The sequence below is a fragment of the Halorubrum sp. SD683 genome, assembly GCF_002135045.1.
GTDB classification, from domain to species: domain Archaea; phylum Halobacteriota; class Halobacteria; order Halobacteriales; family Haloferacaceae; genus Halorubrum; species Halorubrum ezzemoulense.
This window is the reverse complement of sequence record NZ_NEWJ01000006.1, coordinates 26,427-51,172: the sequence shown is the minus strand read 5'-3', so window position 1 is coordinate 51,172 and position 24,746 is coordinate 26,427. Positions and strand designations below refer to the sequence as shown.

General features: G+C 70.8%; 31 protein-coding genes and 1 tRNA gene. 16 read left to right on the top strand and 16 right to left on the bottom strand.

Features of this window, described 5'->3' with window-relative positions:
- Positions 1-88: 88 nt before the first annotated feature.
- Complete coding sequence (locus tag B9G49_RS03590) at positions 89-1,408, bottom strand: DUF362 domain-containing protein (RefSeq protein WP_086215443.1); 1,320 nt, start codon at positions 1,406-1,408, stop codon at positions 89-91.
- A gap of 234 nt (positions 1,409-1,642) precedes the next feature.
- On the opposite strand from B9G49_RS03590, the gene B9G49_RS03585 reads away from it, so the two are divergent.
- The 3 genes from B9G49_RS03585 to B9G49_RS16640 all read left to right on the top strand — a co-directional run bounded on the left by B9G49_RS03585 (position 1,643) and on the right by B9G49_RS16640 (position 3,726).
- Complete coding sequence (locus tag B9G49_RS03585; RefSeq protein ID WP_086215442.1) at positions 1,643-2,803, top strand: acyl-CoA dehydrogenase family protein; 1,161 nt, start codon at positions 1,643-1,645, stop codon at positions 2,801-2,803.
- Between the two features lie 103 nt (positions 2,804-2,906).
- Positions 2,907-3,458 carry a hypothetical protein gene (locus tag B9G49_RS03580; RefSeq protein ID WP_049931633.1) on the top strand — a complete coding sequence of 184 codons (552 nt, stop codon included), beginning with the start codon at positions 2,907-2,909 and terminating at the stop codon, positions 3,456-3,458.
- A gap of 100 nt (positions 3,459-3,558) precedes the next feature.
- Positions 3,559-3,726, top strand: coding sequence for a hypothetical protein (locus B9G49_RS16640; RefSeq protein WP_167373073.1), 168 nt, complete (start codon positions 3,559-3,561; stop codon positions 3,724-3,726).
- A 72-nt stretch (positions 3,727-3,798) separates the two neighbouring features.
- On the opposite strand, the gene B9G49_RS03575 is transcribed toward B9G49_RS16640, so the two are convergent.
- The 6 genes from B9G49_RS03575 to B9G49_RS03550 form a co-directional block, all read right to left on the bottom strand.
- Positions 3,799-4,197 carry a hypothetical protein gene (locus B9G49_RS03575; RefSeq protein WP_086215441.1) on the bottom strand — a complete coding sequence of 133 codons (399 nt, stop codon included), beginning with the start codon at positions 4,195-4,197 and terminating at the stop codon, positions 3,799-3,801.
- Positions 4,198-4,270: 73 nt separating this feature from the next.
- The gene (locus B9G49_RS03570) at positions 4,271-5,446 is read right to left on the bottom strand and encodes a hypothetical protein (RefSeq protein WP_086215440.1); all 1,176 of its coding nucleotides are present in this window, start codon (positions 5,444-5,446) and stop codon (positions 4,271-4,273) included.
- 3 nt (positions 5,447-5,449) lie between these two features.
- Positions 5,450-5,833 carry a phosphoribosyl-AMP cyclohydrolase gene (gene hisI, locus B9G49_RS03565; RefSeq protein ID WP_086215439.1) on the bottom strand — a complete coding sequence of 128 codons (384 nt, stop codon included), beginning with the start codon at positions 5,831-5,833 and terminating at the stop codon, positions 5,450-5,452.
- A 73-nt stretch (positions 5,834-5,906) separates the two neighbouring features.
- Entirely contained in the window at positions 5,907-6,374 is a 468-nt protein-coding gene (locus B9G49_RS03560; protein ID WP_049931629.1) for an N-acetyltransferase, read from the bottom strand.
- Between the two features lies 1 nt (position 6,375).
- Positions 6,376-7,710 carry a DUF92 domain-containing protein gene (locus B9G49_RS03555; RefSeq protein ID WP_086215438.1) on the bottom strand — a complete coding sequence of 445 codons (1,335 nt, stop codon included), beginning with the start codon at positions 7,708-7,710 and terminating at the stop codon, positions 6,376-6,378.
- A gap of 349 nt (positions 7,711-8,059) precedes the next feature.
- Complete coding sequence (locus tag B9G49_RS03550) at positions 8,060-8,839, bottom strand: HAD-IIA family hydrolase (RefSeq protein ID WP_086215437.1); 780 nt, start codon at positions 8,837-8,839, stop codon at positions 8,060-8,062.
- A gap of 150 nt (positions 8,840-8,989) precedes the next feature.
- On the opposite strand from B9G49_RS03550, the gene B9G49_RS03545 reads away from it, so the two are divergent.
- From B9G49_RS03545 to B9G49_RS03525, 5 genes are all read left to right on the top strand, one after another.
- On the top strand, positions 8,990-9,763 hold the full coding sequence (locus B9G49_RS03545; protein WP_086215436.1) for a GTP cyclohydrolase III: 774 nt from the start codon (positions 8,990-8,992) through the stop codon (positions 9,761-9,763).
- A gap of 101 nt (positions 9,764-9,864) precedes the next feature.
- Positions 9,865-10,104 carry a hypothetical protein gene (locus tag B9G49_RS03540; protein WP_049931624.1) on the top strand — a complete coding sequence of 80 codons (240 nt, stop codon included), beginning with the start codon at positions 9,865-9,867 and terminating at the stop codon, positions 10,102-10,104.
- A gap of 196 nt (positions 10,105-10,300) precedes the next feature.
- On the top strand, positions 10,301-11,212 hold the full coding sequence (locus B9G49_RS03535) for a 1,4-dihydroxy-2-naphthoyl-CoA synthase (protein ID WP_049931623.1): 912 nt from the start codon (positions 10,301-10,303) through the stop codon (positions 11,210-11,212).
- Positions 11,213-11,317: 105 nt separating this feature from the next.
- Positions 11,318-11,761, top strand: a complete 444-nt coding sequence (locus B9G49_RS03530) for a CBS domain-containing protein (protein ID WP_049931622.1) — start codon at positions 11,318-11,320, stop codon at positions 11,759-11,761.
- Positions 11,762-11,881: 120 nt separating this feature from the next.
- Complete coding sequence (locus tag B9G49_RS03525; RefSeq protein ID WP_086215435.1) at positions 11,882-12,334, top strand: MoaD/ThiS family protein; 453 nt, start codon at positions 11,882-11,884, stop codon at positions 12,332-12,334.
- 171 nt (positions 12,335-12,505) lie between these two features.
- Here the strand turns inward: B9G49_RS03525 and B9G49_RS03520 are convergent, their stop codons facing one another.
- The 5 genes from B9G49_RS03520 to B9G49_RS03500 all read right to left on the bottom strand — a co-directional run bounded on the left by B9G49_RS03520 (position 12,506) and on the right by B9G49_RS03500 (position 15,287).
- Positions 12,506-13,636, bottom strand: a complete 1,131-nt coding sequence (locus tag B9G49_RS03520) for an ATP-binding protein (protein WP_086215434.1) — start codon at positions 13,634-13,636, stop codon at positions 12,506-12,508.
- A 355-nt stretch (positions 13,637-13,991) separates the two neighbouring features.
- Positions 13,992-14,076, bottom strand: a tRNA-Leu gene (locus tag B9G49_RS03515).
- 51 nt (positions 14,077-14,127) lie between these two features.
- Positions 14,128-14,484 carry a ferredoxin gene (locus B9G49_RS03510; protein ID WP_086215433.1) on the bottom strand — a complete coding sequence of 119 codons (357 nt, stop codon included), beginning with the start codon at positions 14,482-14,484 and terminating at the stop codon, positions 14,128-14,130.
- 79 nt (positions 14,485-14,563) lie between these two features.
- A complete protein-coding gene (locus B9G49_RS03505; protein WP_049931617.1) occupies positions 14,564-14,803 on the bottom strand; it encodes a hypothetical protein in 240 nt (79 codons plus the stop codon).
- Between the two features lie 25 nt (positions 14,804-14,828).
- Complete coding sequence (locus B9G49_RS03500; protein WP_049931616.1) at positions 14,829-15,287, bottom strand: DUF5796 family protein; 459 nt, start codon at positions 15,285-15,287, stop codon at positions 14,829-14,831.
- A 157-nt stretch (positions 15,288-15,444) separates the two neighbouring features.
- Here B9G49_RS03500 and B9G49_RS03495 point away from each other — a divergent pair, with 157 nt between their 5' ends.
- From B9G49_RS03495 to B9G49_RS03475, 5 genes are all read left to right on the top strand, one after another.
- Positions 15,445-16,827, top strand: coding sequence for a hypothetical protein (locus tag B9G49_RS03495; protein ID WP_086215432.1), 1,383 nt, complete (start codon positions 15,445-15,447; stop codon positions 16,825-16,827).
- Positions 16,824-17,285, top strand: a complete 462-nt coding sequence (locus B9G49_RS03490) for a hypothetical protein (protein ID WP_049931614.1) — start codon at positions 16,824-16,826, stop codon at positions 17,283-17,285. The genes B9G49_RS03495 and B9G49_RS03490 overlap by 4 nt, the downstream gene beginning before the upstream one ends.
- Positions 17,282-17,914, top strand: coding sequence for a hypothetical protein (locus tag B9G49_RS03485; protein WP_086215431.1), 633 nt, complete (start codon positions 17,282-17,284; stop codon positions 17,912-17,914). The genes B9G49_RS03490 and B9G49_RS03485 overlap by 4 nt, the downstream gene beginning before the upstream one ends.
- 88 nt (positions 17,915-18,002) lie before the next feature.
- A complete protein-coding gene (locus tag B9G49_RS03480; RefSeq protein ID WP_086215430.1) occupies positions 18,003-18,962 on the top strand; it encodes a shikimate kinase in 960 nt (319 codons plus the stop codon).
- 32 nt (positions 18,963-18,994) lie between these two features.
- Positions 18,995-19,288, top strand: coding sequence for a chorismate mutase (locus B9G49_RS03475; protein ID WP_049931610.1), 294 nt, complete (start codon positions 18,995-18,997; stop codon positions 19,286-19,288).
- Here the strand turns inward: B9G49_RS03475 and B9G49_RS03470 are convergent.
- Together B9G49_RS03470 and B9G49_RS03465 are read right to left on the bottom strand one after the other, a co-directional pair.
- Positions 19,285-19,638 carry a type II toxin-antitoxin system PemK/MazF family toxin gene (locus B9G49_RS03470; RefSeq protein WP_086215429.1) on the bottom strand — a complete coding sequence of 118 codons (354 nt, stop codon included), beginning with the start codon at positions 19,636-19,638 and terminating at the stop codon, positions 19,285-19,287. The genes B9G49_RS03475 and B9G49_RS03470 overlap by 4 nt on opposite strands.
- A 28-nt stretch (positions 19,639-19,666) precedes the next feature.
- Positions 19,667-20,062 carry a CopG family ribbon-helix-helix protein gene (locus B9G49_RS03465; protein ID WP_086215428.1) on the bottom strand — a complete coding sequence of 132 codons (396 nt, stop codon included), beginning with the start codon at positions 20,060-20,062 and terminating at the stop codon, positions 19,667-19,669.
- 100 nt (positions 20,063-20,162) lie between these two features.
- On the opposite strand from B9G49_RS03465, the gene B9G49_RS03460 reads away from it, so the two are divergent.
- Positions 20,163-20,975, top strand: a complete 813-nt coding sequence (locus tag B9G49_RS03460) for a hypothetical protein (RefSeq protein WP_086215427.1) — start codon at positions 20,163-20,165, stop codon at positions 20,973-20,975.
- A gap of 82 nt (positions 20,976-21,057) precedes the next feature.
- The gene (locus B9G49_RS03455; protein ID WP_086215426.1) at positions 21,058-21,960 is read left to right on the top strand and encodes an MOSC domain-containing protein; all 903 of its coding nucleotides are present in this window, start codon (positions 21,058-21,060) and stop codon (positions 21,958-21,960) included.
- Positions 21,961-22,078: 118 nt separating this feature from the next.
- Here B9G49_RS03455 and B9G49_RS03450 read toward each other — a convergent pair whose 3' ends face one another.
- Together B9G49_RS03450 and B9G49_RS03445 are read right to left on the bottom strand one after the other, a co-directional pair.
- Positions 22,079-22,993, bottom strand: coding sequence for a hypothetical protein (locus tag B9G49_RS03450; RefSeq protein WP_086215425.1), 915 nt, complete (start codon positions 22,991-22,993; stop codon positions 22,079-22,081).
- Positions 22,994-23,072: 79 nt separating this feature from the next.
- The gene (locus B9G49_RS03445; RefSeq protein ID WP_049931605.1) at positions 23,073-23,942 is read right to left on the bottom strand and encodes a CheF family chemotaxis protein; all 870 of its coding nucleotides are present in this window, start codon (positions 23,940-23,942) and stop codon (positions 23,073-23,075) included.
- Between the two features lie 264 nt (positions 23,943-24,206).
- On the opposite strand from B9G49_RS03445, the gene fer reads away from it, so the two are divergent.
- Positions 24,207-24,596, top strand: a complete 390-nt coding sequence (gene fer, locus B9G49_RS03440; protein WP_049931604.1) for a ferredoxin Fer — start codon at positions 24,207-24,209, stop codon at positions 24,594-24,596.
- Positions 24,597-24,746: the final 150 nt, after the last annotated feature.

Sequence of the window (24,746 nt, the reverse complement as noted above, 5' to 3'; positions counted from 1 at the left end):
TCTCTCCCATCCCGCGTACGCCGTGAAAACATTTTCTTGTAGGCAAACGGCGGAGCGACCGACACGCTCGACGCGGCCGTACTGGGCGTCAGGCGCCCGATGCGTCGCCGCCCGCCGCCTCGAACCGCGCCGTCCCGTCCTCGAACGCGACCGTCTCGCGGCCGACCACGTCAGCCCCCTCCGGGAGGTCGTCGACCACGGCGTCGGAGACGCGGTACTCGCCGAGGTCCTGCGTGTTTCGGATCCAGACGATCCGGGCGGTCTCGGGGTCGTACGCCCCCAACGCAGCCGCCGCGGTCCGGAGCCCGAACTCGTCGTCGGGCGCCACGACGGGGAGCTTCGACTTCGCGAGCGACCCGCTCGTGAGCGCGTTCGCGTACGACTTCTTCAGGTCCAGTTGGTCGACGGCCGACCGCCGGGTGAGGTCCGCGAGCCCGATCCCGTTGCCGTTCCCCTTCGTCGCCTCGGTGAGCCCGCGGACGTAGATGAGGTCGACGTCGGGCGTCTCCGGGTCGGGCGCGTTGAGGACGCGGTAGCGCCCGATGACGTTCGTGTCCATCCCCGCCCCTGATATCTCCTTCCCGATCTCGTCGACGACCAGGAGGTCCACGTCGTCGACGGGGAGCGTCGGCATCTCGTCGTTCGCGCGCTCCAACAGCTCCGGTTCCCGGGCGAGGAACGACCCCGCCGGGACGGCCTCCAGGTGACCGATCTCCTCCTCGAAGTTCTCGACGAGCGCGATTCCCCCGACGAGGGGAGTCTCCTCCTCGATCACGTCGAGCGCGGCCGTCAGCGTCTCGACGTACCCCTCGGCGAGCGCCGTCGAGTGGAACGACTTCGCCCCGCGCTGTTTACCGAGCCCGACGACCGTCATCTTCGTCAGCCCGCTCTCGATCTCCCCCGTGAAGTTGGTGTGAGCCTTCACCCGGTTCACCACGACGACGGCGTCGGCCGCGAGCGCCGCCTCGGAGAAGTACACCGGCAGGTCGGCGTCGCCGACGCCCGCCGTCGCCAGCCGCTCGGCTCCCATCCGCGCGTCGATGGGCGCGCCGACGCGCTCCTCGGTGACTCCGAGCGCCGCCAGCACCTCTCGTTGCCCCTCCGGAGTCGCGCCGCCGTGGCTCCCCATCGCCGGCACCACCACGGGCTCGAAGCCGCGCTCGGCGATCCGCTCGACGACCGCCGCCGCGACCTCGTCGATCCGGTCGATCCCGCGGCTGCCGACCCCGACGGCCACGGTGGCGCCCGAGTCGAGGCCGTCGAGCGCGAGTTCGTCTAGCTCTTCGCGCGCCGTCTCCGCGACCCCGTCGAGGCGCTCGGCCCGCGGCTCGTACCGGACCCGCGCGAACTCCGGCAGGGGCTGCGGATCGATGAGCCCGTCGACCTCGGAACGGTCGGGAAACTCCATGGGGGACCCCTCGTAACCGCGATACAAAACTACGGGTGGGAGACCCGCAGATCGGGCGGGCTCCACGTCCGCGTGCGGCTACTCGTGCCACGCGGACGCGTGACCGGAGCCGAACCGTTCCCGATAGGCCTCTCGCCGGGGTCGCCCGTCTCTCCCTGACCACCGCTGCCCGCGGCTCCGGTCGGGTGGCGGACACAACTATGGTTATTTATTCTTGGGTTCGATAGCGATGGTATGCTGGATTACTTCGACATGGAGTCGACCCTGTCCGAGGAGGAGCGCCTGCTCGTCGACTCCGCGCGCTCGTTCGTCGACGGGGAGGTCCCGGACATGGGCGACCACTGGATCGAGGGGACGTTCCCCACGGACCTCATCCCGAAAATGGGTGAGATGGGCTTTTACGCGCCGAACCTCGACGGGTACGGCTTACCCGATGTCAGCGAGACTGCGTACGGCCTGCTGATGCGCGAGCTGGAGGCGTGCGACTCCGGACTCCGCTCGATGGCGAGCGTTCAGGGGGCCCTCGTGATGTACCCGATCCACGCGTTCGGCAGCGACGAGCAGAAAGAGGAGTGGCTCCCGCGGCTCGGCACCGGCGATGCGGTCGGCTGTTTCGGGCTCACGGAGCCGGAACACGGGTCGAACCCCTCCGCGATGGAGACGATGGCCGAGCCCGACGGCGACGAGTACGTCCTGAACGGCTCGAAGACGTGGATCACGAACTCCCCGATCGCGGACGTCGCGGTCGTGTGGGCGAAGGACCACGGCGAGGAGGGGACGCCCGTCCGCGGGTTCCTCGTCGAGACCGACCGCGACGGCGTCACGACGAACAAGATCGACGAGAAGCTCAGCCTCCGGGCGTCGATCACGGGCGAGATCAGCCTCCAGAACGTCCGCGTGCCCGCCGAGAACCGCCTCCCCGGCGTCGAGGGGATGAAGGGACCGCTGTCGTGTCTGACACAGGCCCGCTACGGCATCGCGTGGGGCGCCGTCGGCGCCGCGCAGGACTGCTTCGAGACCGCCCGGGAGTACGCCGCGGACCGCGAGCAGTTCGGCAAGCCGATCGGCGGCTTCCAGATGCAACAGGAGAAGCTCGCGGAGATGGCGACGCAGATCACGCTCGCGCAGCTGCTCGCCCACCGGCTCGCCGACCTCAAGGAGGCGGGGGAGCTGCGGCCACAGCACGTCTCGATGGCCAAGCGCAACAACGTGCGGACGGCGCGCGACCAGTCGCGGATCGCCCGCGAGATGCTCGGCGGCAACGGGATCACGGCCGACTACTCCCCGATGCGCCACATGGCGAACATGGAGACCGTCTACACCTACGAGGGGACCCACGACATCCACACCCTGATCCTCGGCGAGGACCTCACCGGGATTCAGGCGTACCAGTAGTCCCGCCGACCGCCCTCGTTCCACGCGCCCTGACGACCCGCTCCGGCGCGCGCCGCCGCCACCGACACGCTCTTGCGCCCGCGTTTCCGTACTGTCGACCGACATGCGCGTGCGAGACTGGGACGACATCCTCGCGGACGTCGCGAGCGACTCGACCGACCCCGACGGCTGGCGCGCGGTCGCCGGCTCCCGCCGCGGCGGCCTCGGGGAGGACCTCTACTTCGGTCACCCGAGCGTCGGCCTCTACCACCTGAAGACGTACGCGAAGAACCCTCGCGACCTCCGCGGCGTCGGAGCGCAGGTCGCCCGCAAGGTCGACGACGGGCTGGACCCGCTCCTGCCCGACGCCGACAGCGACGGGCGGTTCGCGGTCCGGACGGCGCCCGAGGACGAGGACCACGCCGAGGAGATGGCGACGCGGCTCACCGAGACGCTGAGAGTCCACGCCGAGGCGCCGACCGACCCGGACCACCTCTTTGAGGACGTGATGGAAGCGGTCGACTCCCCCGCCTTCGGCCCGATGGAGTACGAGTTCGACGGACGGCCCGACGAGCTCGACGAACTCTCCGACACCTTCGAGGAGGCCGAGGAGCTGCTCACCGCCGAGCTCGACGACCTGATCGAGGACGACGACGTCGACCGCGGGTTCCACTGAGCGGCGGTGAGGGCGCTAGCGCGACCGCGCCGACTCGCCGCGGTGCGGACGAGACCGGACCCGCCGCATCGGTTTTGTCGCTCCGCCGCCAACGGGGGGTATGGGAGTCAAAGAAGACACGGCGAACGGCCTGATCTCGCTCGGCATCGGCGTCGCGGTCACCTGGTTCGCGGCCGACGACGGCGACCACGACACGACCGACCTCCTCCTCGCGGTCGCGATCAGCTCTTTCCTCTCGGGCTACTTCACGAGCTACTTCGCGAAGTGACTCGCGGTCGGTGACGTTCGGGTCGGCCGGTAACGCCCGGCCGGTCGGTGACGCCTTTGCCGATCGCCCGCCTCAGATTGCCGTCACCCACGCCCGGTACTCGGCGTCGAGCTCGTACACCTCTCGGAAGGCGCGCTCGACGAACCCGGCGACGCGGTTCGCGTCCGACCGCGCCGTGACGACCGCGTTCGTCCCCTCGGCCTCTTCCGGGCTGACGAGCTCGTCGATGCGGAACTCCGGGAACTCCGAGAGCAGGGCCTTCAGCCGCTCCAGCTCCTCGTCGGTACAGTCGAGAATTAGCTCCGTGCCCGCGAGCTGGATCCACGGCGGGACCTCGCCGCCGTTGGTGTCGTCGCTGTCGGGGTCGACGTCGACGGTCATCACGTCGCCGGAGCGCGCGCGGTGCGCGGCCGCGGCGTCGGCGAACAGCTTCAGCCGCTCGTCCTCGGTCGCGGCGTCGAATCGGGTCATACCCGTGCTCCGCCGCGACGAGGCTTAAAAATCCGCACTCGACGGCGGGGGATCCGGTCGCCGCCCGCGCCGCTCACCGCTCCGTCTCGCTCAACACGTCGTCGACGACCGAGCGCGTCCGCTCGGCCTCGGCGAGCCGCTCGTCGGCCTCGCCGCGCTCGATCAGGGCGAGGTCCCCGTCGTCGAGCGCGTGGCGCACCTCCGCCGCGCGGCGGAGGCGCCCGTACTCGTCGCTCCGCGCGAGCTCGCGGACCGAGCGCAGGGTCGCGACCGCGTCGTCGTCGGCGATCCGCCCGACGAGCGGGACCAGCTCGTCGATCTCGTAGGCGAGCTCGTCGCCCGGCTTCGGCGGCCAGTCGAGCGTCAGCGGCTCGCCGTCGAGCCGTTCGAGGTACGTCCGGTGGACCGCGACCGCCGTGCGGAGCGCGCCCGGGTCGTCGACGTAGTGGTCGAGCTTCGAGTTCGTGTAGTCGGCGTACTCCAGCAGCGTCGCGGGCGGCTCCTCGCCGGCCGCGTGCGTCTCGACGTACTCCGCGAGGTCGGTCGGCGGCACGTCGACGTCGACGAAGGGAGTCGCGTCCGCGCGGTCGAGGAAGTCGAACACCTCGCGGGCGGACGCCGACTTGAAGAACTCCCGGAACGCCTCCATCACCGCCTCATCGTACGAATCGATCGGCCCGCGGAGGCGGTCGAGGTCCGCGTCGAGGTCCGCGTCGGCCATGTCGGCGACCTCACGGAGCTCCTCCACCCGCGACTCCAGCCGCTTGCGGGCCTCCTTGGCCGCTTTCCGGCCCGCCCGGTAGTCGTCGACCGCGTCGTCGTACGCCTCCAGGAGGTCGACGAACTCCCCCGCCGGCTCCAGCGCCTCGCGGGCGGCCGCGAAGTCCTCGTCGGAGAGGCGCCGCTTGTCGACCGCCTCGTCCGCCGCCTCGAACGCCTCGGCGGCCGGCAGGTCGTCGTCGATGTCGACCGCGTCCCCGAACTCGCCGCGGAACCGGACGTACGACTCGAAGTCGCCGGAGCCGACCGCGTCTTCCTCGTATCGGTCGAGGATCCGGTGCGCGTGGCGGTACGCGTCGGCCGCCGCCTCGACCCGGTCCCGCCCGTGGTCGTCGATCCGCGACTCGATCCGGCGGAGTTCGTCGTAGCGCTCCCGGAGCCGCGCGGCCGCCTCGCCGGCCCCGCGGACGGGGTCGTCCTCGTCGCCCTCGGCGCCTCCCGACGTGGCGCCGGCGGTTTCCCCCGACATCGGTCAGTACACCTCGTCCGGGTCGAAGACGCGCTCGCCGACGTTCTCGCCGTCGACCGTCCGGTGGAAACAGGAGCGGTGGCCGGTGTGGCAGGCGCCGCCGGCCTGGTCGACGAGGTACAGCAGCGCGTCGGCGTCGCAGTCGACCCGGACCTCCCGGACCGACTGGGTATGGCCCGAGGTATTTCCCTTGTGCCAGATCTCTTCGCGGGACCGGGAGTAGTAGTGCGCCTCGCCGGTCTCGCGGGTGCGCGCCAGCGCCTCCGGCGAGACGTAGGCGAGCATCAACACCTCGCCGGAGTCGGCGTCTTGGGCGACCGCCGGCACCAGCCCGTCCTCGCCGAAGTCGACCTCGATCGACCCCGTCTCCGCGTCGGCGTCACTCATGGCTGTCCGGAGGCGTGGCGCTCGAATAGTCCTTGTGCCTGCGGTCCCCACATACGAGTGCGCCGCCGACCCCTTACGAGACGTATCGCAGCACGAGCGCGTCGCCGTCGGCGTACGCGTCCGGTCGGCGGTCGACGACCTCGAAGCCGAGCGACTCGTACAGCGAGCGGGCGGCGTCGTTGTCGGGGTGGGCCTGGAGCGTGACGGGGCCGTCGGCGTCCGCGATCGCCGCGTCGAGGAGCCCGCGGGCGCGCCCCTCGCGCCGGAAGCCGGGCGCGACGACGAGCTCCGCGACGTGGAGCCCCGGGCGGTTCGGCGCGTCCACGGGGAGGAGGTAGCCGACGACGCGTCCCTCGGCGACGCTCACGCGGGCGGCGCCAACCGCGAGGCCGTACTCCAGGAGGTCCGGGCTCGGCTGCCTGAGGTGCGACTGGAGCCCGCGGATCCGGTCGGCGTCGGCGGGTCGGCCGGGGCGCACTCGTGGGTCGGGATCGCCGGAGGCGTCGGGTTTTCGCCCGGCGCCGTCGCCGTCGCCCGTCATCTCACACCCCCGCCCAGAGCGCGACGGCGACGACGGCGCCGGCGAGCGTCGCGAGGAAGTTCACCGACTGGTTCCCGACGCGATCCCCCTCGATCAGGGCGCCGAGGAGGCTGTCGACGGTCATCCCGGTGACGCCGGCCGCGACGACGGCCCCGCCCGCCGCGACGCCGCCGGCGACCACCGGGCTGATCAGCGGCGACCCGCTGGCGGCGAGGGCGCCGACGAGCAGCGCGCCGACGAGGCCGGCCAGTTCGCCCTGCCAGGTGATCGCGCCGTCGGTCCCGGGCTCGACGCGGCGGAGCGTCGTCACCAGCCGCGGGCCGTCGTAGAGGCCGCCGATCTCCGAGGAGAGCGTGTCGGCCATCGCGGTCGCGGTCGCGCCCGCGAACGCGAAGCCGAAGGGCGCGGCCGGGACGGCGAGGTGCGGCGCGACCGCGTAGCCGACCACCGCCGCGAGCGCGACCGCCGAGTTCGCGAGCACGTTCCCGGTGCCGCGGGCCCCCTCGTTCTCCTGGGCGACCCCGCGGGCCGCCTTCTCGTCGAACCGGTACTTCGAGGCGAGCCCCCCGAACGCGTAGAAGGACATGAGGGTAAGGAACCAGCCGACGCCGCCGAGGACGACCGCGAGCAGCGCCGAGACGACCCCGGTGAGCATCCCCGCGACCGAGGCGGTGCCGATGGCGAAGGAGACGTACCCGAGCGCGCCGGTCACCGCGAGGCCGGCGACGACGAGGGGGGCGTCGACGGTCGGCTCCAGGGCGATGAACCCCCACGTCACGAACGCGACGAGGATCGTCGTGATATGGGCGTCCCGCGAGAACACCAGCGAGCGGACGAGCGCGGCCGTCAGCGCCGCGGCCGCCGCGAAGAACACCGCGACCGGGAGCGTCGCGCCGTCGACCGGCGCCCCGGTCTGAAGGCGCACCGCGATCTGTCCGGCGAGGGCGGCGGCCGTGCCGGCGACCACGTAGCCGGCGACGAGCGGGAACTCGTCCGCGGTCCGACGGGAGACGAGCGTCCGGCCGAGGCGGCCGGCGCCGACCGCGAGCGTCGCGGCCGCGAACGCCTCGTACGGCAGCGGAGCGCGCGGCAGCGACGCGAACAGCGCGAGGCCCGCGCCGGCGAGCGCGAAGGAGACGAGGCCGTAGAGGCGCTCCGCCTCGCGGTCGCCCGGCAGCGCGAGCGTCTCGAACCACTCGCCGTCGCGGACGCCGAAGAACGCCGCCCCGGCGACGGCGAAGAAGGGGACGGCTGCGGCGGTGTCGAGCGCCGGCGCGAGGACCGCGATCGCGGCCACCGCGGCGAAGGTACTCGCGCGTCGGAGCCTCGGTATCACACCCTCGGCTACCCGCGACGACCACTTAACGGTCCCGACAGCCGTCGGGCGGTCGGTCGCGGCCCGCGCGGACGCCGGCGCCGGCCGTCAGGACAGCGCGGACACCGATCCAGGCGTCACAACCGCATTTCCTCGCCCGTCAGGCCCGAACGCGCTCGCCCGTCAGTACCGGTACTCGTTGAACTGGACCGCGTGTCCCTCCACCACGCGGACGGACTCCTCGGGGTCCTCCTCGTCGTCTCCGGTCCGGTCCTCGTGTGAGTCAACCACTCCCATGCGAGAACGGTACGCTCGACCGCGCATAACTGTTTCCCACGCGGCGAACGGGTACCGACCGCTTCGGGGTTCCTCAGCCGACGACTCGGTCGATCTGACCGAGGTGGTCGAGCACGTGGTCCGGCTCGATCTCGGACGCCGCGAGGTCACCGTCGTCGGTGACGCCCGACCGGACGAGGACGGTCGTCATCCCGGCGCGCTCGCCGAGCGCGATGTCGGTGTCGAGCCGGTCGCCGACGACGAGACACTCCTTGGCGGGGTGGGGGAGCCGCTCGCGCACCATCTCGGTCGCGGTGTCCGAGGGCTTGCCGAGGACGGCGTCGGGGTCGCGCTCCGCGACGCCGGCGATCGCGTTGATCACGGCGCCGGAGCCGGGCACGTCGCGCTCCGGGGCTGGGATCACCACGTCTGGGTCGGTACCGATGAAGGGGATGTCGCGCTCTAGGGCCCAGAGCGCGGTACAGAGGTCCTCGTAGTCGAACTCGCGGTCGATGGAGGCGACCAGCGCGTCGGCGGCGTCCACGTCGTCGGTCGTCGAGAGCCCAGCCTCGGCGAACTGGTCGAGCAGTCCGGGGTCGGCGATACAGAGCAGGTCGTCGTCGCGGTGGTGCTCCCGCAGGTACCGCGTCGTCACGCTGCCCGCGGTGAAGACGCGGTCCGCGTCGATGTCGTACCCCGCCCCACCGAGCCGGTCGACGTACGCCCGCGGCGTCTTCGTCGGGTTGTTCGAGACGAACAGCGTCTCGACGCCGGCCTCCCGGAGGCGGCGGTACCCAGCGGGGGCGCCCGGAATCGGATCGTCGCCCCGCACGACCGTGCCGTCGACGTCGAGGACGGCGCCGCTGAAATCCATATTCGTGGTGGGGGCGCCACGGTCCTAGGAGTTGCGCTTGCGTCCGCGAACGGACCGCTGCCGCCGCCGCGCCGATCACGAACTCGGTACCGATCCCACCTTCGGGATAACGGAAGGGTAAAGCGGCCGGGTTCCGTACCGACGTTCACTGTGACGACGACTCAGGTGACCCTCGTCCAGATCGACAACTACGGGCCGTGGACGACGACGCCGGAGCCGCGCCGTGAGATGGATCTCCAGACGCTCCAGTCGCGGCTCTTCGCCGACGTGGCCCAGTTCCTCGGCCACCGCGACGCCTACGTCTTTTTCACTCGCTTCGACAACATGATCGCGGTGACCAACGGCGTCGACGGCGCGGCCCACGCGACCCTCCAAGAGTCGATCGGCAACCGCTACCCGGTCAGTATCAGCCTCGGGACCGCCGTCGCCGAGCGCCCGGTCGACGCGCTCGAAGCGGCGAACCGGCGGCTCCAGACCGCGGGCAGCGCGCAGGACGAGAGTCGGACCGAGGTGCTCGCGGGCGAGTACCTCTCGGAGACGGAGCGGTCGGACCTCCAGATCGCGCACTTCGACGTCGTCAACGCGACCGGCAAGTACACCGACCGGCTCAACGAGTTCGACACGTTCATCAACATCGAACGGGCGTACGGCTCGCTGATGCGCCACCTCCGCGAGGCGCACGGCGCCCTCTCCTTCTTCGTCGGCGGCGACAACGTCGTGGCCGTCTGTCCCGACCTCCCGGAGGCGGCGTTCTTGTCGGCGGTCACCCACGTACAGGACGACGTGGACATCGAGCTCCAGGTCGGCGTCGGCCGCGGCCCGTCCGCCCATGAGGCCGGATTCGCGGCCAAGCACGCCCTCGAGGACTGCCGACACGACGGGACGAGCGTCGAGCTGTTCGGCGCGCCCGCCGCGGGAGACTGACCCTCCGCCGCGCCGTCGGTCCGCCTCGGACACGGCCCGTAATCAATTCTGATAATTTCGGTGCGGGGTTTTTGTACACCGGCCCGGAAGCCACGGTTAGCATGTCAGAGGAGATAGTGTTCGTCTGTACGGCGGACGGCTGTGACGAGGGCCCGTGGGAGGGCTCGCACGACGCGATGGCACACTGCTCCGAGCATCCCGACCACGGGTACACCGGGATGCCGCGGTCCGAGATCGACCCGTCCCGCGAGGTCATCCCCGCGACGGCGACGCGGAAGCGCGACAACCGCAACCTCCAGCACAAGGGCCACCCGAAGGGCGCGTACGCGCAGAACGACTGACGGGTCCCGACGGGCGAGTCGCGGCTCCCGCGTCCCCCTCGGACTCCGGAGCCGGCTCCCGCTTCCGGCCGTGCGGCGCACCGAGCGCGCACCGTTCTGAGCCGAACGGCTTCACTTCACCCCGGTCCGGGCGCGGTCGCGTTCTCCGTCCGTCGATCCGACGCCGTTTATCAACGGTCCGGACGTACGATCCGGCATGGTCTCGGAGATCTTCGATCCCGACGCGTGGGAGCCCGTCACCGACGAGTTCGACGACATCACCTATCACCGCGCCGTCGACGTCCCCGCGGTCCGGATCGCCTTCGACCGCCCCGCGGTCCGCAACGCATTCCGGCCGGGCACGGTCGACGAGTTGTACGCCGCGCTCGACCACGCGCGCAAGCAGGCCGAGGTCGGCTGCGTCCTCCTCACCGGCAACGGTCCGTCCGAGAAGGACGGCGGCTGGGCGTTCTGCTCGGGGGGCGACCAGTCCGTCCGGGGCGGCTCCGGCTACGAGTACCGCGACGACGACGAGGCGGGCGACGACGACGACGACCTCGTCCGCGAGGCGCGGGCGGGGCGGCTCCACATCCTCGAAGTCCAGCGCTTGATCCGGTTCATGCCGAAGCCCGTCGTCGCGGTCGTCCCCGGCTGGGCGGTCGGCGGCGGTCATTCGCTCCACGTCGTCTGCGACATGACGCTCGCCAGCGAGGAGCACGGGCAGTTCCTCCAGACCGACCCCGACGTGGGCTCGTTCGACGGCGGGTTCGGCTCCGCCTACCTCGCGAAGCAGATCGGCCAGAAGAAGGCCCGCGAGGTGTTCTTCCGCGGGAAGACCTACTCCGCCGAGGAGGCGGCGGACATGGGCATGGTCAACGAGGTCGTCCCGCACGAAGACTTGGAAGAGGTGGCCCTAGAGTGGGCCGACGAGATGACTCGGAAGTCGCCGACGGCGATGCGGATGCTGAAGTACGCGTTCAACATGGCCGACGACGGGATGGTCGGCCAGCAGGTGTTCGCGGGCGAGGCGACGCGGCTCGCGTACATGACAGAGGAGGCCCAAGAGGGCCGCGACGCGTTCCTTGAGGGCCGGGAGCCGCGGTTCCGCGAGTACCCCTGGCACTACTGAGCGGCGGCGGCCGCGCCGCGCGGGGCCGAGGCCCGGTTCCGCGCCGCGCCCGGTTCCGCGCCCCGCGAAGACACCTACAAGTACGCCGACGCGGTACCCCAGTGTATGCTCGTCGAGGAGGTGATGACGACGGACCTCGTGACCTGCGGGGCCGACGCCGCGGTCCGAGACGCCACGGAGCGGATGCTCCGCAACCGGGTCGGCAGCGTCGTCGTCACCGACGACGGGACGCCGGCCGGGATCCTGACGGAGAGCGACGTGCTCCGCGCCGGCTACGCGACCGACGACCCGCTGTCGGCGATTCCGGTCCGGAAGGCGGCGAGCGCTCCCCTCGTCACGGTCCGACCGAGCGCGACGCTCCGGACGGCGACGAAGCGGATGCGGTCGGAGGGCGTCAAGAAGCTCGTCGTCGTCGACGGGACGACACCGGAGGGGATCGTCACCACGCAGGACATCGTCGACAACTACGCGGGGATCCGGAAGGAGGTCCACGACCTCGCGACGGACGCGACCGGGTGGTCGGAGCGTTCCGACCGGCTCGACGAGTGAGGCGGGCGACTCGACCCGCGCGCAGAGGGCGACGGCCGACGGTGCCCGCGTCCTGTCGGCACTATCCCGGCGAACATGTTCGCACTCTGTCTTACCCGAGGCGGCGGCGTACGCCGACACATGACTCAGACCAGCGAACTGGCGGAGTCGCCTCCGACAGCGGCGGACGGCACGGACCCGGAGGATGCGCCGACCGCCGCGACCGAGGCGGAGACGACGGTCACCGTCCGGTGTACCGGCCACGTCCGCACGGAGCTCGACGAGCACGAGTTCGAGTACGCGTTCGAGGGCGACACGCTCCGGGCGTTCCTCGACGAGTTGTTCGAGGAGTATCCGCAGCTCCAGGAGACGCTCATCGCGGAGACCGAGGCGGACGCGACTCACAGCGGTTGGGCGCCGGCGCCGGACGAGCTGCCGGGGACGTGGACGAAGAACCCGGTCGGCGAGCAGACGACGACGTACGCCCGGATCCTCGTGAACGGCCACTTCAACGAGAACGAGAACGGGTTCGACACGGAGCTCGAGGCGGGCGACCGCGTCGCCCTGGTCTACCCGTTCATGTTCTGCTGTTAGCGCGACCGCCCCACTCCGCCCCGCCGTTGCCGCCGGCGTCGCCCGCCGCGGTCGCGAGCACGGGGCCGCGCGTGCGACTCCCTCCGAATCCGGCACCCGATGGCGGCGCGCCGATCCGCTGACCGAGCGGCGAGAGCAGTCGTCGAACGCAGAGACGGCTCTCGGCGACCGCTACACGGCGGGCGCGGCGGTGTCCGATCCCCCGACGGACCGCGCGCCGCCGTCGGCCCGCGCCAGTCGCAGGCAGACGACGCTGCCCTCGGGATCGTTCTCCTCGAAGCGGACCTCTCCGCCCGAGCGCGCCACGATCCAGCTGACGAGCCAGAGGCCGAGCCCGCTCGTGTGTTCGAGGTCCGTCTCGTAGCCGCGCTTCAACACCTCGATCTCGCTCTCGGCGATCCCCGGCCCGTTGTCGGCGACTCGCAGTTCGACGTAGTCGGTCCCATTCCGCGAGACGGGCTCGGTCTCGACGCGGACGCGCGGCGTCTCCTTGTCGTTGTGTTCGACCGCGTTCTCGATGACGTTCGCCAGCGCCGAGTCGATCAGCCGGTGCGCGACGACGGGCACCGTCGGCGGCAGCGAGACGTCGATCTCCGCCGACGGATTGTCGCGCCGGACTCGCTCGCAGCACGCCTCGACGGTGGGGGTGAGCTCCTGTGACTCTCGGTCGCCCTCCTCCGTAGTCAGGATCTGCTCGACGCTCCGGGCCTGTTTCCCCAGTTTCACCAGATCGGTCGCCTGTTGTCGGATCGTGTCGGCCTTCTCGTCGGTGTCGACCGACTCCTCGGTCAGGAGACTCGCGTTCCCCTGAATGACGTTGGCGTTGGTACGGATGTCGTGACGGAGGACGCGGTTGAGGACGGTTAGCTGCCGGGTGAGTCGGGTCGCTCTCTCCTCCGCTCTCCGCTGCCGGATGTCGTACACGCCGACGATGAATCCGAGGAGGGCTCCGCCCGACGCGGCGTTGACGACGACGAACGCCTGCTCGTCCATCACCACGCCGTACTGCTGCTGATACAGTATCACGAGGACCCCACCGACGGCCAGGACGGCGGCTCCGACCGCGGACCAACTCCCGACTCTGAGCGCGTACTCGCCGTCCGTGTCCCGCCTCCACAGCCAGACGCCGCCGCCTACGACGCCGGCGGCGAAGAGCATGGGAGCGACGATACCCAACAGGAACGTCGCGGCGCTCTCTTCCTCGCCGATCGCGTGCCACACGTGCGTCGCGAACAACCCCCCGCCGATCCAGACGAGTAACGGCACGCCGGCGTGTTCCCGGACGGTGGGCGGAACTTCCATGTCCCCTGCTCCGACCGCCCTCACAAAACTGTACGGGAGAGATTATCGCATCTGATAGCCTTAGGCTCGGGCGACCGCTTCCGGTCCTCCGAGGTCGGTCGTTCGGGCCGTGACGCGGATCCCACCAGTATCGACATTCGGAATCGGGAGCGGAGATCTGCTCGCCGAGCAGGTGGACGGTGCCAGTTAATTCGCGGGCCGCTCGCGAAGTGCTCGCCCCAGGAGTGCGGGGGAAGGGATTCGAACTCCAGTCGCTCCCGTTCGCTCGCCGCGTCGCGGCTCGCTCACCTCCCGCTCCCTAGTTCGAACCGTTCCTTGTCTCCACCCGCGGCTCGCGAAGTGCTCGCCGCAGGAGTGCGGGGGAAGGGATTCGAACCCTCGAACCTCTACAGGAGCGGATCTTAAGTCCGCCGCTTTTGGCCAGGCTCAGCCACCCCCGCGCGGATTCGGCTACCGGCGGCGGGGTGAAACCCCTTTCGGAAGCCCGGGCCCTACCAGTCGACCGAGAGCGTCCCGTCGCCGTGCGGGTCCGGCGCGATCTCCTCGTCGGTCCGCCGGTCGACGACGTGGATCACACCCGCGTCCTTCTTCGCGGGACACGCCTCTGCCGCGCTGACGTTCTCGGCTAGGTCCTCCTCGCCGATGTAGTACGCCTCCGGCTTCGCCATCCCGCTCGCCACGTCCATCACCCAGTTGTCCGCGACCTCGGCACACTTCCCCGCCCCGAAGCACTTGTTCGCCTCGAAGACGATCTTGTACGGCTTCTCCTCGATCGGCGGCCCCTCGCCGCCGATGTCGCTGGCGCGGAGCACCTCGTCGCCGCCGTCGGTCTCGGCCTCGTCGCTCATGTCGCCTCCTCGGCGGCCGCGGGCCTTTCGTCTGTCGGTCGTTCCCGGTCGGTCGGGACGGGCGGACCGGACGAGTGGGTCACTCCTCGACGTGGTCCGCGAGCAGCCGCTCGGCGTGGTCGGGCGAGTCGGCGAGCTCCCACCGAACCGTCGCGGCGTCGCCGTACGCGAGCGCCTCCTTCAGCTCGTCGCGGAGGACGCCCGTGCCGAACCCGACCGTGTCGCCGTCGGCATCGCCGAGTTCGTAGAGTGCGTAGCGATCGGGCGCGCTCCCGACGGTCGAGCGGTCGAGTTCGCGCCAGGGTTTCGCGAGGCTCATCAGAAGGATCCCGTCGGCGTCGGGGTCACCGGTGCGCGTCGAGCCCGTCCTCCGGGCCCTCGACGATCTCGTAGCTCCCCTCGGTCCAACCGTCCTCGACGAAGACGAACACGCGCCCGCCGGCGACCTCGGGATCGGCGACGACCTCGTTGCGCTTACCGTCCCGACCGACGATCACGCCGGGGAACACCTCGTCGCGATCGCCGTCCTCGACGATGACGCGACCGACGCCGGACTCCTCGAGGATCTCGTCGTCGGTCTTGTAATCGTTCACGTACGTCATCACGCCCTCCGTCTCCGTCGGGTCGGTGACGAGCACGTGCGTCTCCTTGCCGGGACCGGCGGTGACCGACCCCTCGGCGGAGTCGGGGGCGCCCCGGTAGAGGGTCGTTCGGCCGTCGAGGTACTCGACGACGACGCCCTCCTCGCGGAGGTCGACGCCGATCGAGGTCGGCGGCACGTCGCTGCGTGATGGCGCGGACATACGCGACGCTCGGGGTGCCGGCCTCAAAAGGGACGCGCTCGGCCCTCGGCCCCAACGCGTCGCTCGGCTGCCGGTCGGACCGCCGGACTGCGGGCGCGCCCTCAACAGCGAGAATCGGCGTACCACATTTAAGTTCCTGCCGCTGGGAGTGCGTGTCATGCAACGGACGCGACGGGCGCTCTTAGGCGTCGGCGCCGCCCTCGTCGGGACCGCCGGGTGCCTCGGCGTCGAGGGCGTCGAGTATCCCGACGCGCCCGAGGCCGCCGACGCGCCGGGCGACGGGGGAGACGGGGGCGACGCCGACGACCCGCCAGAGGACCCCCCCTCCGACGACCCGGCGGACGCCGACGGCGACCCGCCGGTGACGAACGCCGCGCTCGCGGACGCGACGCGCGAGGTCGTCGACGACGCGGTGTGGTTCGCGACCGAGTACCCGGACGCGGTCGCGACCTACCGCGACGCTGTCGCCGAGGCGGTCTCGACGGTCCGGTCGGTCCGGGCGACCGTCGACGAGGAGGCGGCGATCGCGACCGAACAGGTCGACGCGGTCGCCGCCGCGGGGGAGACCGCGGCGTCCCGCGCGGCCGAGGCCCTCGAACCGCACTTCTCGCCCGGGTCCCGGATCCGTGACCGAGTCGACCGCCACGTCGAGGTCTTACGCGAGTTCGCGCCCCGCGGCGACGTGGACCGCGCCCTCGAAGAACTCGACCGGTTGCGCACCGGGCTGGCGGGCATGGGAACCTCCCTCTACGTCGAGGAACAGTTCTCGCGGAACCCGATCCACAACCGCCTGTTCCGGAGGCTGCTGGCGCCGCTCCCGCCGGACAATCCCGAACGGGGTCGCGTCACGACCGGGACGCTCGTCGAACTCGCCGTCGCGAGCCGCGGCTTCTCGACGTTCGCGCACCGGCCGTACGACCGAGATGAGATCGACCGCGACCGCGTCCCGCGCATCTACGGCGACGCCCTTAGTGCCGATCGCCGGCGCGAACTGCGTGCCCGCCTCGGCCCGATCCCGCGGCCCGCCGACCGCGTCGAGGAGCTGTTCTTCTCGTTCGCCCGCCGCCCGCCGGCGGGGAATCGGCCCGAAGAGACGTTCCGCGGTTGGGCCCGCGAACTGGACGGGGTCCCGGTGTACGTCCAGCGGTACCCGGACGCGGAGACCGCCGACGCGCGGCTCTCGACCGCCCTCGACGAGGGCGCCACGGAGGGGCGCGCGCCGATCGACCCGGAGGCGACGCTCGCCGGTTCCGACTTCAGCGGGAACAGTTCGGCGACCGAGAACGGCTCGGCGACCGAGAACGGCACGGCCGCCGCCGGGGGAATTGGGGACGACGGCGGCCCGACCCCCTGGTACCGCTTCTATCACCGCGAGGCGGAGGGAGAGCGGTACGGCTTCGACGAGCACGCCGGCGTCCAGTACGGCTACCTCGTCCGAGCGGGCGAGTTCCTACTCGCCACCGGCTTCTCCGGCGACGCGTGGGAGGAGCGGACGGGCTGGCACGGCCGACTACGGCACGGGTGGGTGACCGGCGCGTGAACGCGAACGAGATCGGCCTCGTGGCCGCGGCGTTCGCCCTCGTCGGCGCCGGCGCCGGCATCGTCGGCGCGGCCGCGACGGGCTGGGCGGAGGCGGCGCTGGCGACCGCCGCGACCGGCGAGACCGCGCGCTTCGGACCCGTGTTCGTCGCCCAGTCGTACCTCGCCGTGACCGCGGCGGTCCTCGTCGGCGCGGTCCCGCTGGCCGGCGTCCTCGGCGTCCTCGTCGGGTCCCGTGCCCGCGGCGTCACCGCCGCGGCTGTGACATGCGGGCTCGGAACGGGACTCGGCGCGCTGGCGTACGGCCTGGTCGCGGTCACCATGATCGTCGTCTCGCAGGGCGACGCCGCCGCGCAGGCGCACGGGCTGGCGGACGCGTTCGTGCCGACGGTCGCGACGGCGTTCGTCGCCGCGGCCGTCGGCGCGTCGACCGGGGTCCTCGGGACGGTGATGCGATGACCCGTTCCGCGGACGGGGCGGACGGCCGGGACGCCGACCGACCCGTCCGGCGAGCGTCGCGGCGGGGCGTCGTCGCGGTCGGCGTCGCCGGGCTGCTCGCCGGCTGTCTGGTGACCTCGGAGGAGGGCGGCTCGACCCCTCGACAGACCGAGAACGGGACGACCGGCGGCTCGGACGCGAACGACGGAGGCGGGTCCGACGGCGACGAGACCGGATCCAACGGCGACGGAGGTGGGTCCGACGGCGACGCCGAGGAAGCGATGCCGGACGAGGTCAACCCCGACGGGTCAGGGCTCGTCGTCACCGACGCGACGGTCCGCGACGTGACGCAGGGCGGCGGCTGGACGCGGGTCAGGGCCCGCTTAACCGTCGAGAACGCGGGGCGGTTCGAGTACGGAACGATCGAGTTCCGGGCCGACGCGTACGCCGTCCCGCGGGGCTCAGACGAGCGCGAGGCGGTCGGGTTCGCGTCCGTCACGCGACGCTTCCCCCGCGACGACCGGTTCGACGGGACGAGATCGCGGTCGTTCGAGGTGACGATCCGGTTCGAGACCGGCGGGACGCCCGTCCGACCCGACGCCGAGCGGTACGCGGTCGACGCGGCCGTCAGGCGCGCGGAACCGCTCTGATAGCCCGGAACCGGTGCGCCCGGCCTCCCTGACAGAGAGACTCGCCGTGATCGCTACCTCTTTGTCCGCGCTCGCGAGCCGTGAACCCATGGAAGGACGGGCGGCGGCGCTCGGCGCCGGGACCGTGTTGAACGCGCTCGCGACCGGCACGGGCGCCGCCTTCGGCATCGACGTCGAGACGCGCGCGGCGGTCGACCTCGACCCCGCGGCCGACGGCGTCGCGGGCGAGATCGCCGAGGACCCCGACGCCGACACCGACCTGATCGAGCGCTGCGTGAGCCTCGCGACCGACCGCTGGGGCGACGGCGAGGGCGGCACCGTCCGGACCGACAGCGACGTGCCGCTTGCGGCGGGGCTGAAAAGCTCCAGCGCGGCCGCCAACGCGACCGTCCTCGCGACCTGCGACGCGCTCGGGCTCGTGGTCGGCGACGACGGCCGCGCAAGTGACGACGCGGTCGGCGACGGCGGCCGCGCAAGTGACGACGCGGTCGGCGACGACCCGGACGACCCCGCGGTCGACGTGACCCGCCTGGAGGCCTGTCGACTTGGCGTGCGAGCGGCCCGTGAGGTCGGCGTCACGGTCACCGGCGCGTTCGACGACGCGACCGCGTCGATGCTCGGCGGCGTCACCGTCACCGACAACGACGCCGACGAACTCCGCGCCCGCGAGACAGTCGACTGGGACGTTCTCGTCTGGACGCCGCCCGAGCGCGCCTACAGCGCGGACGCCGACGTGGCGCGCTGCGAGGCCGTCGCGCCCATGGCTGACCTCGTCACCGATCTCGTGCTCGACGGGCGGTACGGCGAGGCGATGACGGTGAACGGGCTGGCGTTCTCCGCCGCGCTCGGCTTCGACGCCGACCCCGCGGTCGAGGCGATGCCGCACGCGACCGCGGTGTCGCTGTCGGGGACCGGCCCGAGCGTCGTCGCCGTCGCGGACCCGGCCGATCCCGAGACCGACCTCGACGCGGTCGCCGACGCCTGGGCCGACCGTCCCGGAACGCTGCGGCGAACGACGACGAGAGCCGACGGCGCGACCGTCGAGTGAGCGCCCGCGACAGATCACTGACCCTACTACCAATGAGCGACACACCCAACGCGGAGGACCGGAGCCTCGACGAACTGCGACACGAGATAGAGGACATCGACCGCGAGATAGTCGAGCTGATCGCCCGCCGGACGTACGTCGCCGACACCGTCGCGGCAGTGAAGGAGGAGCGCGACCTCCCGACCACCGACGAGGGGCAGGAGGAGCGCGTGATGGAGCGCGCCGGGGAGAACGCCGAGCGCTTCGACGTGGACGCGAACCTCGTGAAGGCGATCTTCCGGCTGTTGATCGAGTTGAACAAGGTCGAACAGCGAGAGAATCGCTAGGGATCGATCAGGCCGAGGCCATACCTGAGCGCCTCGTCGACTTCGTTCGTTCGAGATTCCGGGACGGAACCACTGCTGTTGGTAATGCGGTGTTCGATAGGCACCGTGCGAATTTGACTACAGAGCGCGACCGAATCCTCCCGAAGCGGCGACTCCGCGGCCGGAATACGCACCTCGAAGGGACACAGTTCGTCTCCCCGCGATGTCGTGATCGGAACGACGATGATCGTCGGGTCGTTCTCGTTCCCGATATCGTTCTGGACGACTACGCAGGGCCGTGTCCCTCTCTGCTCCGAGCCCTCCGTCGGATCGAACTCGACGATGACGACATCGCCGCGGCGAACGTTCATCGATTACCACTCGGGAACCTCGTCCCGGTCAGTCGGGGCCGTCCCGAATCAGCATCACCTTCACTTGACGGACGGCGTCGAAGTCGCGGATCCGGTACGTGAGCTGTCGGACGCGCTCGGCGTCGCCGCGGCAGAACAGCGACTCCAGACACCACTCGCCCTGGTGGGTGTGACTCGTGTTGAGGATCACGTCCTGATACTCGTGTTGCGCGCCGTGGAGCTCCCGGATGACCTCGTGGTGGCGGTAGTCGAAGCCGACGAGCGCGACCACCTCGCCGGTCGTGTCTTCGAGCCGCGAGTGTGACTCCACGAACTCGCGCATCGCCTCGCGGACCGCCCGCGACCGGTTCTCGATCCCCTCCTCCCGCCACGTCCGATCGAACTCGTCGACGAGGTCGTCCGGGACGTTGAAGCTCGTTCGCATTGTGCCGTCGTGGATCCCGCGAGTACAAGAGGTTCGTTATGACGATTCATCCGGTTCGGTACTAACAACCGCTAAACCCCGCCCGCTCGGAGCGCCGCGTATGCTCTCAAGTGAACTGTTCGGGCCGCTCGCGGGCGCGGTCCTCCTCGGCGCGGTCCACGGCGTCGAACCGGGCCACGGCTGGCCGGTCGCCGCCTCCTACGCCCTCGCCCAGACCAACAAGTGGCTGTACGGGTTCGCGGCGAGCGCCATCATCGGCCTCGGCCACCTCGTGAGCAGCATCGCGATGGTCGTCGTCTTCTTCTACGCGAAGAGCTACTTCGATCTCACGCAGGTCAACGAGCCGATCACGGTGCTCGGCGGCGTCCAGATCGGTGGGCCGGTCAGCCTCGTCGCCGGCGCGCTGCTGATCGGGCTCGGCGTCCGCGAGTACGTCCACGGGCACTCTCACGGCTCTCTTGAGGCGTCGGACGATCACGACGCTCACGCCCACGGCCACGATCGCGACCACAGCCACGACCACGACCACAGCCACGACCACGATGACGACGACGGACGCCTCGCTCGATTGAAGCGGCTTCTCCCGTTCGTCGGCGGCCACTCGCACGGCGGCTTCGACGAGGGGGCCGACCGCGGCCTGCTCGGAATCGCGTGGTTCGCGTTCGTCCTCGGGTTCGCCCACGAGGAGGAGTTCGAGATCATCGCGCTCTGTGCCGGGTCGAACTACTGTCTCGAACTGATGAGCGCCTACGCGCTCACCGTCATCGCGGGTATCGTTGGACTCACGTTGCTGCTGATCGCCGGCTACCACCGCTCTCGGGAGCGCGTCGAGCGGTACACCCCGTACCTGCCCGCGTTCTCCGCGGCGGTCCTCGTCGTCATGGGCGTCGGGTTCATCGCCGGGCTGTTCTGACCCGTCGTCGCGCGCGACCACCGTCCGGCGGGGACGCCCCCGTCGGCCGATCGCTTTTTATCCGGCCCGTCGAACTCGCGGTATGACACGCGTCGCCGAACTCCTCGCGTATCCCCTGAAGTCCTGTGACGGCGTCGCCGTCGACCGCGCCGCGATCGGCCCCGAGGGCGCGCTCCGCGGCGACCGCACGTACGCGCTCGTCGAAGCCGGCGTCGACCCGGAGCGCGCCTCCGTCAGCGGTGGCGGCGGCTACGTCAACGGGAAGAGCGAGCCGGCGATCCACGGGCTCAGCGCCGAGTACGAACTCGCCGGCCCGCCCGACGCCACGCCGACGGCCGTGACGCTCTCGCGACCGGCGACGGAACGCGCCCCGGCCGACGAGCGCACCTTCCCGCTCCCCGACGAAGGCGACGCGCTGGCCGACTGGGTCGGCGAGTACCTCGGGTACGCGGTCGACCTCGTGCGAGACGACGCGGGCGGCTTCCCCGACGACCGCGCCGCGCGCGGGCCGACGGTGGTTTCGCGGGCGACGCTGGCGACCATCGCCTCGTGGTTCGAGGACGTGGCGGACGCGACGGAGATGCGCCGGCGGCTCCGCCCGAACGTCGTGTTGGACGACTGCCCGGCGTTCTTCGAGGACCGGCTGTTCGCCGACCACGGGGAGGGCGTCCGCGTCGCGGTCGGCGACACGGCGCTGATCGGCGTCAACCCGTGTCAGCGCTGCGTCGTCCCCTCTCGCGACCCGGACACGGGGGCCGAGATCGACGGGTTCCGCGAGCGGTTCGTCCGGAAGCGCCGCGAGACGCTGCCCGAGTGGACCGCGAGCGACCGCTTCGACCACGACTTCCGGCTGATGGTCAACACCGTCGTCGAGGAGCGATCGTGGGGCGATGTCCTCGCCGTCGGCGACGAGGTCACCGTCGACGGCGTCGTGACCGTCGACGAGAGCGGGACGCCCGTCGCGGGCGCGGACGCGGCGGAGTGACTCTCCGGAAGCGACGCACGAACGGTAAAAGGCGAGCGGGCGGGTCAGCGAGCGGAATCGGAAACGGTCGAGAGCGGGATCAGCGCGCGAGGGTAAAAGTGACGACCGCCGTGACGCGTCAGCGCCCGCCGTCGGTCATCGCGACCGGTTCGTCCGCGTCGGCGTCGGCCGGCTCCGCGGCGGACTCGCCGCGCGACGCGGGATCGACCGCGGTGTCCGTGACGCCGAACTGCGTCCAGAAGGTCGCGACGACGACCGCGTACGCGACCAGGTCGTAGTGGACCGCGCCCTCCAGCCCGGTGAACGCGGTGAGCGTGCTGTAGCCGTAGAGGGCGGCGACCCCCCCGACGAACGCGACCTCGTTGGTGAACTCACCGTCGCGCACCGCCGCGGCCGCGCGACGGATCGTCGGGCCGCAGGCGACGAGGAACGCGAGCCCCGAGAGCGCGCCGAGGTTGATGAAGAAGTGCGTCGTCATCTGCGAGTCGAGGATCGACTGAAGGTACTGGACGGTCACCGGGTCGTAGAACAGCCACTCGACCCGGGTCGGGTACAGCACCGCGATGTACGGCGTCGCGACCATCAGGCCGAACAGGGTCGCGACCGCGACGCGCGCCGACGCGAACTGCGAGGCGCGCCGGGACTCGAACGCCTCGTCGCCGGGCGCGACGACGAGGCCGCAGGATTCGAGCTCCCCGCGGAGCGCGTCCCGCGAGAGCGACGGGTCGTGGTGGACGCCGACGGTCCCGTTGCGCCGCGTTGCCGAGGCGGCGCTGACGCCGTCGACGTCGCGCAGGACCGCCTCCAGTAACCCCTCGCGGCGGTCGGTCTCGATCCCCTCGACAGAGAACGTGTCGTGGGTGTGGCTCTCCGGCACGCGGGCGACTCGCGGCCCCGAACCGCCGGCGTCGCCCGGACACGTCGAGTCCCCGGTCGGATCGGGCTTCCCCGCCCCGTCGGGCGCGTCGAGTCCCCGTTCGCGGACCACGGCGTCGAGCGGCGACTCGCCGCCGGGGTGGTTGCTGTCTCGCATGAGAGATACCTACGGGTACACGACTATGAAACTTCCCCCGAGCGCGCGCCGCGTCCGGCCCAAACTCCGCGTGCGGCGCTCAGGCGTTGACGGATTCGAGGTACGAGCTCACGATCATCTGTCCCTTGCGGGTGAGCGTGGTTCCGCTGTCGCCGTCGGCGACGAGGTCCTCCTCTCGGAGCGTGTCGAGGATCATCGACGTCTGGGCGACATCGCCGGTGACGACGTCCGCGATGTTCGCCTCGCCGCCCGCGGAGTAGATAGAGACGAGGATCTCCAGCTGCTCTTCGGTCGGGTCGAAGGACTCCAAGTCCTCCATCGCCTCGTCGTACTCGATCTTGATGTACCGGCCGAGGATGTTGAGCGCGCGCTCGTTCGGCACGGTCGTGATCGACGTGACCGTCTGGTCGTCGACGACGTGTTCGAAGACGAGCGCGGGGCGCTTCTTCCCGCCGAGGGTGCGGTCCGTCCGCTCGTAGTCGATCACCGAAGAGAGGTCGACCGTGAACGGGTCCGGACAGTTGTTGAACCGTATCTCGCCCGGCGACACCGACACCGAGGCGCGGTGGTCGGTCGCGTCCGTGACGCGGCCGCCGACCTTCGCTGGGTGTCGCACCGTCACGGTGACGTTCCGCAACAGGGACGTGAACAGCAGCCTGACGAACTTGTCCATGTCGTCGGGTTCGCCTTCCACGAGCGCCGAGCGCCGCGACCCGTCGCGCTCGTACGCGACGGTGACGCTGTCGTTGAAGAACGAGCGCAGGTCGCCGGGGACGCTCCCGACGACGACGTCGAACACCCGCGAGAGGGGGATCGTCTCCTTACCGTCGTCGGTCGCGAGGACCAGCCGTCGCTGGCTCAACAGGACGCGACCGGTCGCCGGCTCGTCGGCGGACAGGCTCGCCGCGTGAACGCGGCCCACGAAGTCGGCGACGACGGACTCCTCCATCGGTACGTTCTGCGCGTCGTACGCTATTTATTGTTACTCACCTCGTATCAGTCGCGATAACGCGCAGTCACGCGATCGGACGGAGGTCGCCGGCGGTGAGGAACCCGGCCGATCGACGACGCCCCGATCCCCGGACGAGGCGACGGAACGTGCCGAACTCGTTCGGCCGCGGAAGCGAACTCGTTCGGTCGTCGGGCTCTCGTCTCGGTGGCGGCGGACGGGGAACAGCAAAGCCTAATGAGGTGGGCACCAAACCGTCAGGTGATGCCCACAGTAGAATACCTCAACTACGAAGTGCTCGACGACCACGGCTGGTCGATGGACGACGATAATCTCTTCGAGGAGGCCGCAGACGCCGGCCTCGACGAAGAGGACTACGGCACCCTCGAAGTGAACCAGGGCGAATACATCCTCGAATCGGCCGAGGCGCAGGGCTACGACTGGCCCTTCTCGTGCCGCGCCGGCGCGTGCGCGAACTGCGCGTCCATCGTCAAGGAAGGTGACATCGAGATGGACATGCAGCAGATCCTCTCCGACGAGGAGGTCGAGGAGAAGAACGTCCGGCTCACCTGTATCGGGAGCCCGGCCACCGACGAGGTCAAGATCGTCTACAACGCGAAACACCTCGACTACCTGCAGAACCGCGTCATCTGATCGGGTTTCTCCTTCGGTAACGGCCGCTCTCACACGGGATCGCGGCGTACGCGGTCCTCGATTCTCTCGGAGCCGGGAGCGGCAGGTCTGCCGCCGTCGCTCGACTCGGACGGCGACCCCTCCGCGTTACCGTCTCGCCCGAACCCGTTC

What these genes read in the sequence shown, in the direction of transcription:
- B9G49_RS03590 (WP_086215443.1), bottom strand. Translation starts at nt 1,408, where the DNA reads ATGGAGTTTCCCGACCGTTCCGAGGTCGACGGGCTCATCGATCCGCAG.
- B9G49_RS03585 (WP_086215442.1), top strand. Translation starts at nt 1,643, where the DNA reads ATGCTGGATTACTTCGACATGGAGTCGACCCTGTCCGAGGAGGAGCGC.
- B9G49_RS03580 (WP_049931633.1), top strand. Translation starts at nt 2,907, where the DNA reads ATGCGCGTGCGAGACTGGGACGACATCCTCGCGGACGTCGCGAGCGAC.
- B9G49_RS16640 (WP_167373073.1), top strand. Translation starts at nt 3,559, where the DNA reads ATGGGAGTCAAAGAAGACACGGCGAACGGCCTGATCTCGCTCGGCATC.
- B9G49_RS03575 (WP_086215441.1), bottom strand. Translation starts at nt 4,197, where the DNA reads ATGACCCGATTCGACGCCGCGACCGAGGACGAGCGGCTGAAGCTGTTC.
- B9G49_RS03570 (WP_086215440.1), bottom strand. Translation starts at nt 5,446, where the DNA reads ATGTCGGGGGAAACCGCCGGCGCCACGTCGGGAGGCGCCGAGGGCGAC.
- hisI (WP_086215439.1), bottom strand. Translation starts at nt 5,833, where the DNA reads ATGAGTGACGCCGACGCGGAGACGGGGTCGATCGAGGTCGACTTCGGC.
- B9G49_RS03560 (WP_049931629.1), bottom strand. Translation starts at nt 6,374, where the DNA reads ATGACGGGCGACGGCGACGGCGCCGGGCGAAAACCCGACGCCTCCGGC.
- B9G49_RS03550 (WP_086215437.1), bottom strand. Translation starts at nt 8,839, where the DNA reads ATGGATTTCAGCGGCGCCGTCCTCGACGTCGACGGCACGGTCGTGCGG.
- B9G49_RS03540 (WP_049931624.1), top strand. Translation starts at nt 9,865, where the DNA reads ATGTCAGAGGAGATAGTGTTCGTCTGTACGGCGGACGGCTGTGACGAG.
- B9G49_RS03535 (WP_049931623.1), top strand. Translation starts at nt 10,301, where the DNA reads ATGGTCTCGGAGATCTTCGATCCCGACGCGTGGGAGCCCGTCACCGAC.
- B9G49_RS03530 (WP_049931622.1), top strand. Translation starts at nt 11,318, where the DNA reads ATGCTCGTCGAGGAGGTGATGACGACGGACCTCGTGACCTGCGGGGCC.
- B9G49_RS03525 (WP_086215435.1), top strand. Translation starts at nt 11,882, where the DNA reads ATGACTCAGACCAGCGAACTGGCGGAGTCGCCTCCGACAGCGGCGGAC.
- B9G49_RS03520 (WP_086215434.1), bottom strand. Translation starts at nt 13,636, where the DNA reads ATGGAAGTTCCGCCCACCGTCCGGGAACACGCCGGCGTGCCGTTACTC.
- B9G49_RS03510 (WP_086215433.1), bottom strand. Translation starts at nt 14,484, where the DNA reads ATGAGCGACGAGGCCGAGACCGACGGCGGCGACGAGGTGCTCCGCGCC.
- B9G49_RS03505 (WP_049931617.1), bottom strand. Translation starts at nt 14,803, where the DNA reads ATGAGCCTCGCGAAACCCTGGCGCGAACTCGACCGCTCGACCGTCGGG.
- B9G49_RS03500 (WP_049931616.1), bottom strand. Translation starts at nt 15,287, where the DNA reads ATGTCCGCGCCATCACGCAGCGACGTGCCGCCGACCTCGATCGGCGTC.
- B9G49_RS03495 (WP_086215432.1), top strand. Translation starts at nt 15,445, where the DNA reads ATGCAACGGACGCGACGGGCGCTCTTAGGCGTCGGCGCCGCCCTCGTC.
- B9G49_RS03485 (WP_086215431.1), top strand. Translation starts at nt 17,282, where the DNA reads ATGACCCGTTCCGCGGACGGGGCGGACGGCCGGGACGCCGACCGACCC.
- B9G49_RS03480 (WP_086215430.1), top strand. Translation starts at nt 18,003, where the DNA reads ATGGAAGGACGGGCGGCGGCGCTCGGCGCCGGGACCGTGTTGAACGCG.
- B9G49_RS03475 (WP_049931610.1), top strand. Translation starts at nt 18,995, where the DNA reads ATGAGCGACACACCCAACGCGGAGGACCGGAGCCTCGACGAACTGCGA.
- B9G49_RS03470 (WP_086215429.1), bottom strand. Translation starts at nt 19,638, where the DNA reads ATGAACGTTCGCCGCGGCGATGTCGTCATCGTCGAGTTCGATCCGACG.
- B9G49_RS03465 (WP_086215428.1), bottom strand. Translation starts at nt 20,062, where the DNA reads ATGCGAACGAGCTTCAACGTCCCGGACGACCTCGTCGACGAGTTCGAT.
- B9G49_RS03460 (WP_086215427.1), top strand. Translation starts at nt 20,163, where the DNA reads ATGCTCTCAAGTGAACTGTTCGGGCCGCTCGCGGGCGCGGTCCTCCTC.
- B9G49_RS03455 (WP_086215426.1), top strand. Translation starts at nt 21,058, where the DNA reads ATGACACGCGTCGCCGAACTCCTCGCGTATCCCCTGAAGTCCTGTGAC.
- B9G49_RS03450 (WP_086215425.1), bottom strand. Translation starts at nt 22,993, where the DNA reads ATGCGAGACAGCAACCACCCCGGCGGCGAGTCGCCGCTCGACGCCGTG.
- B9G49_RS03445 (WP_049931605.1), bottom strand. Translation starts at nt 23,942, where the DNA reads ATGGAGGAGTCCGTCGTCGCCGACTTCGTGGGCCGCGTTCACGCGGCG.
- fer (WP_049931604.1), top strand. Translation starts at nt 24,207, where the DNA reads ATGCCCACAGTAGAATACCTCAACTACGAAGTGCTCGACGACCACGGC.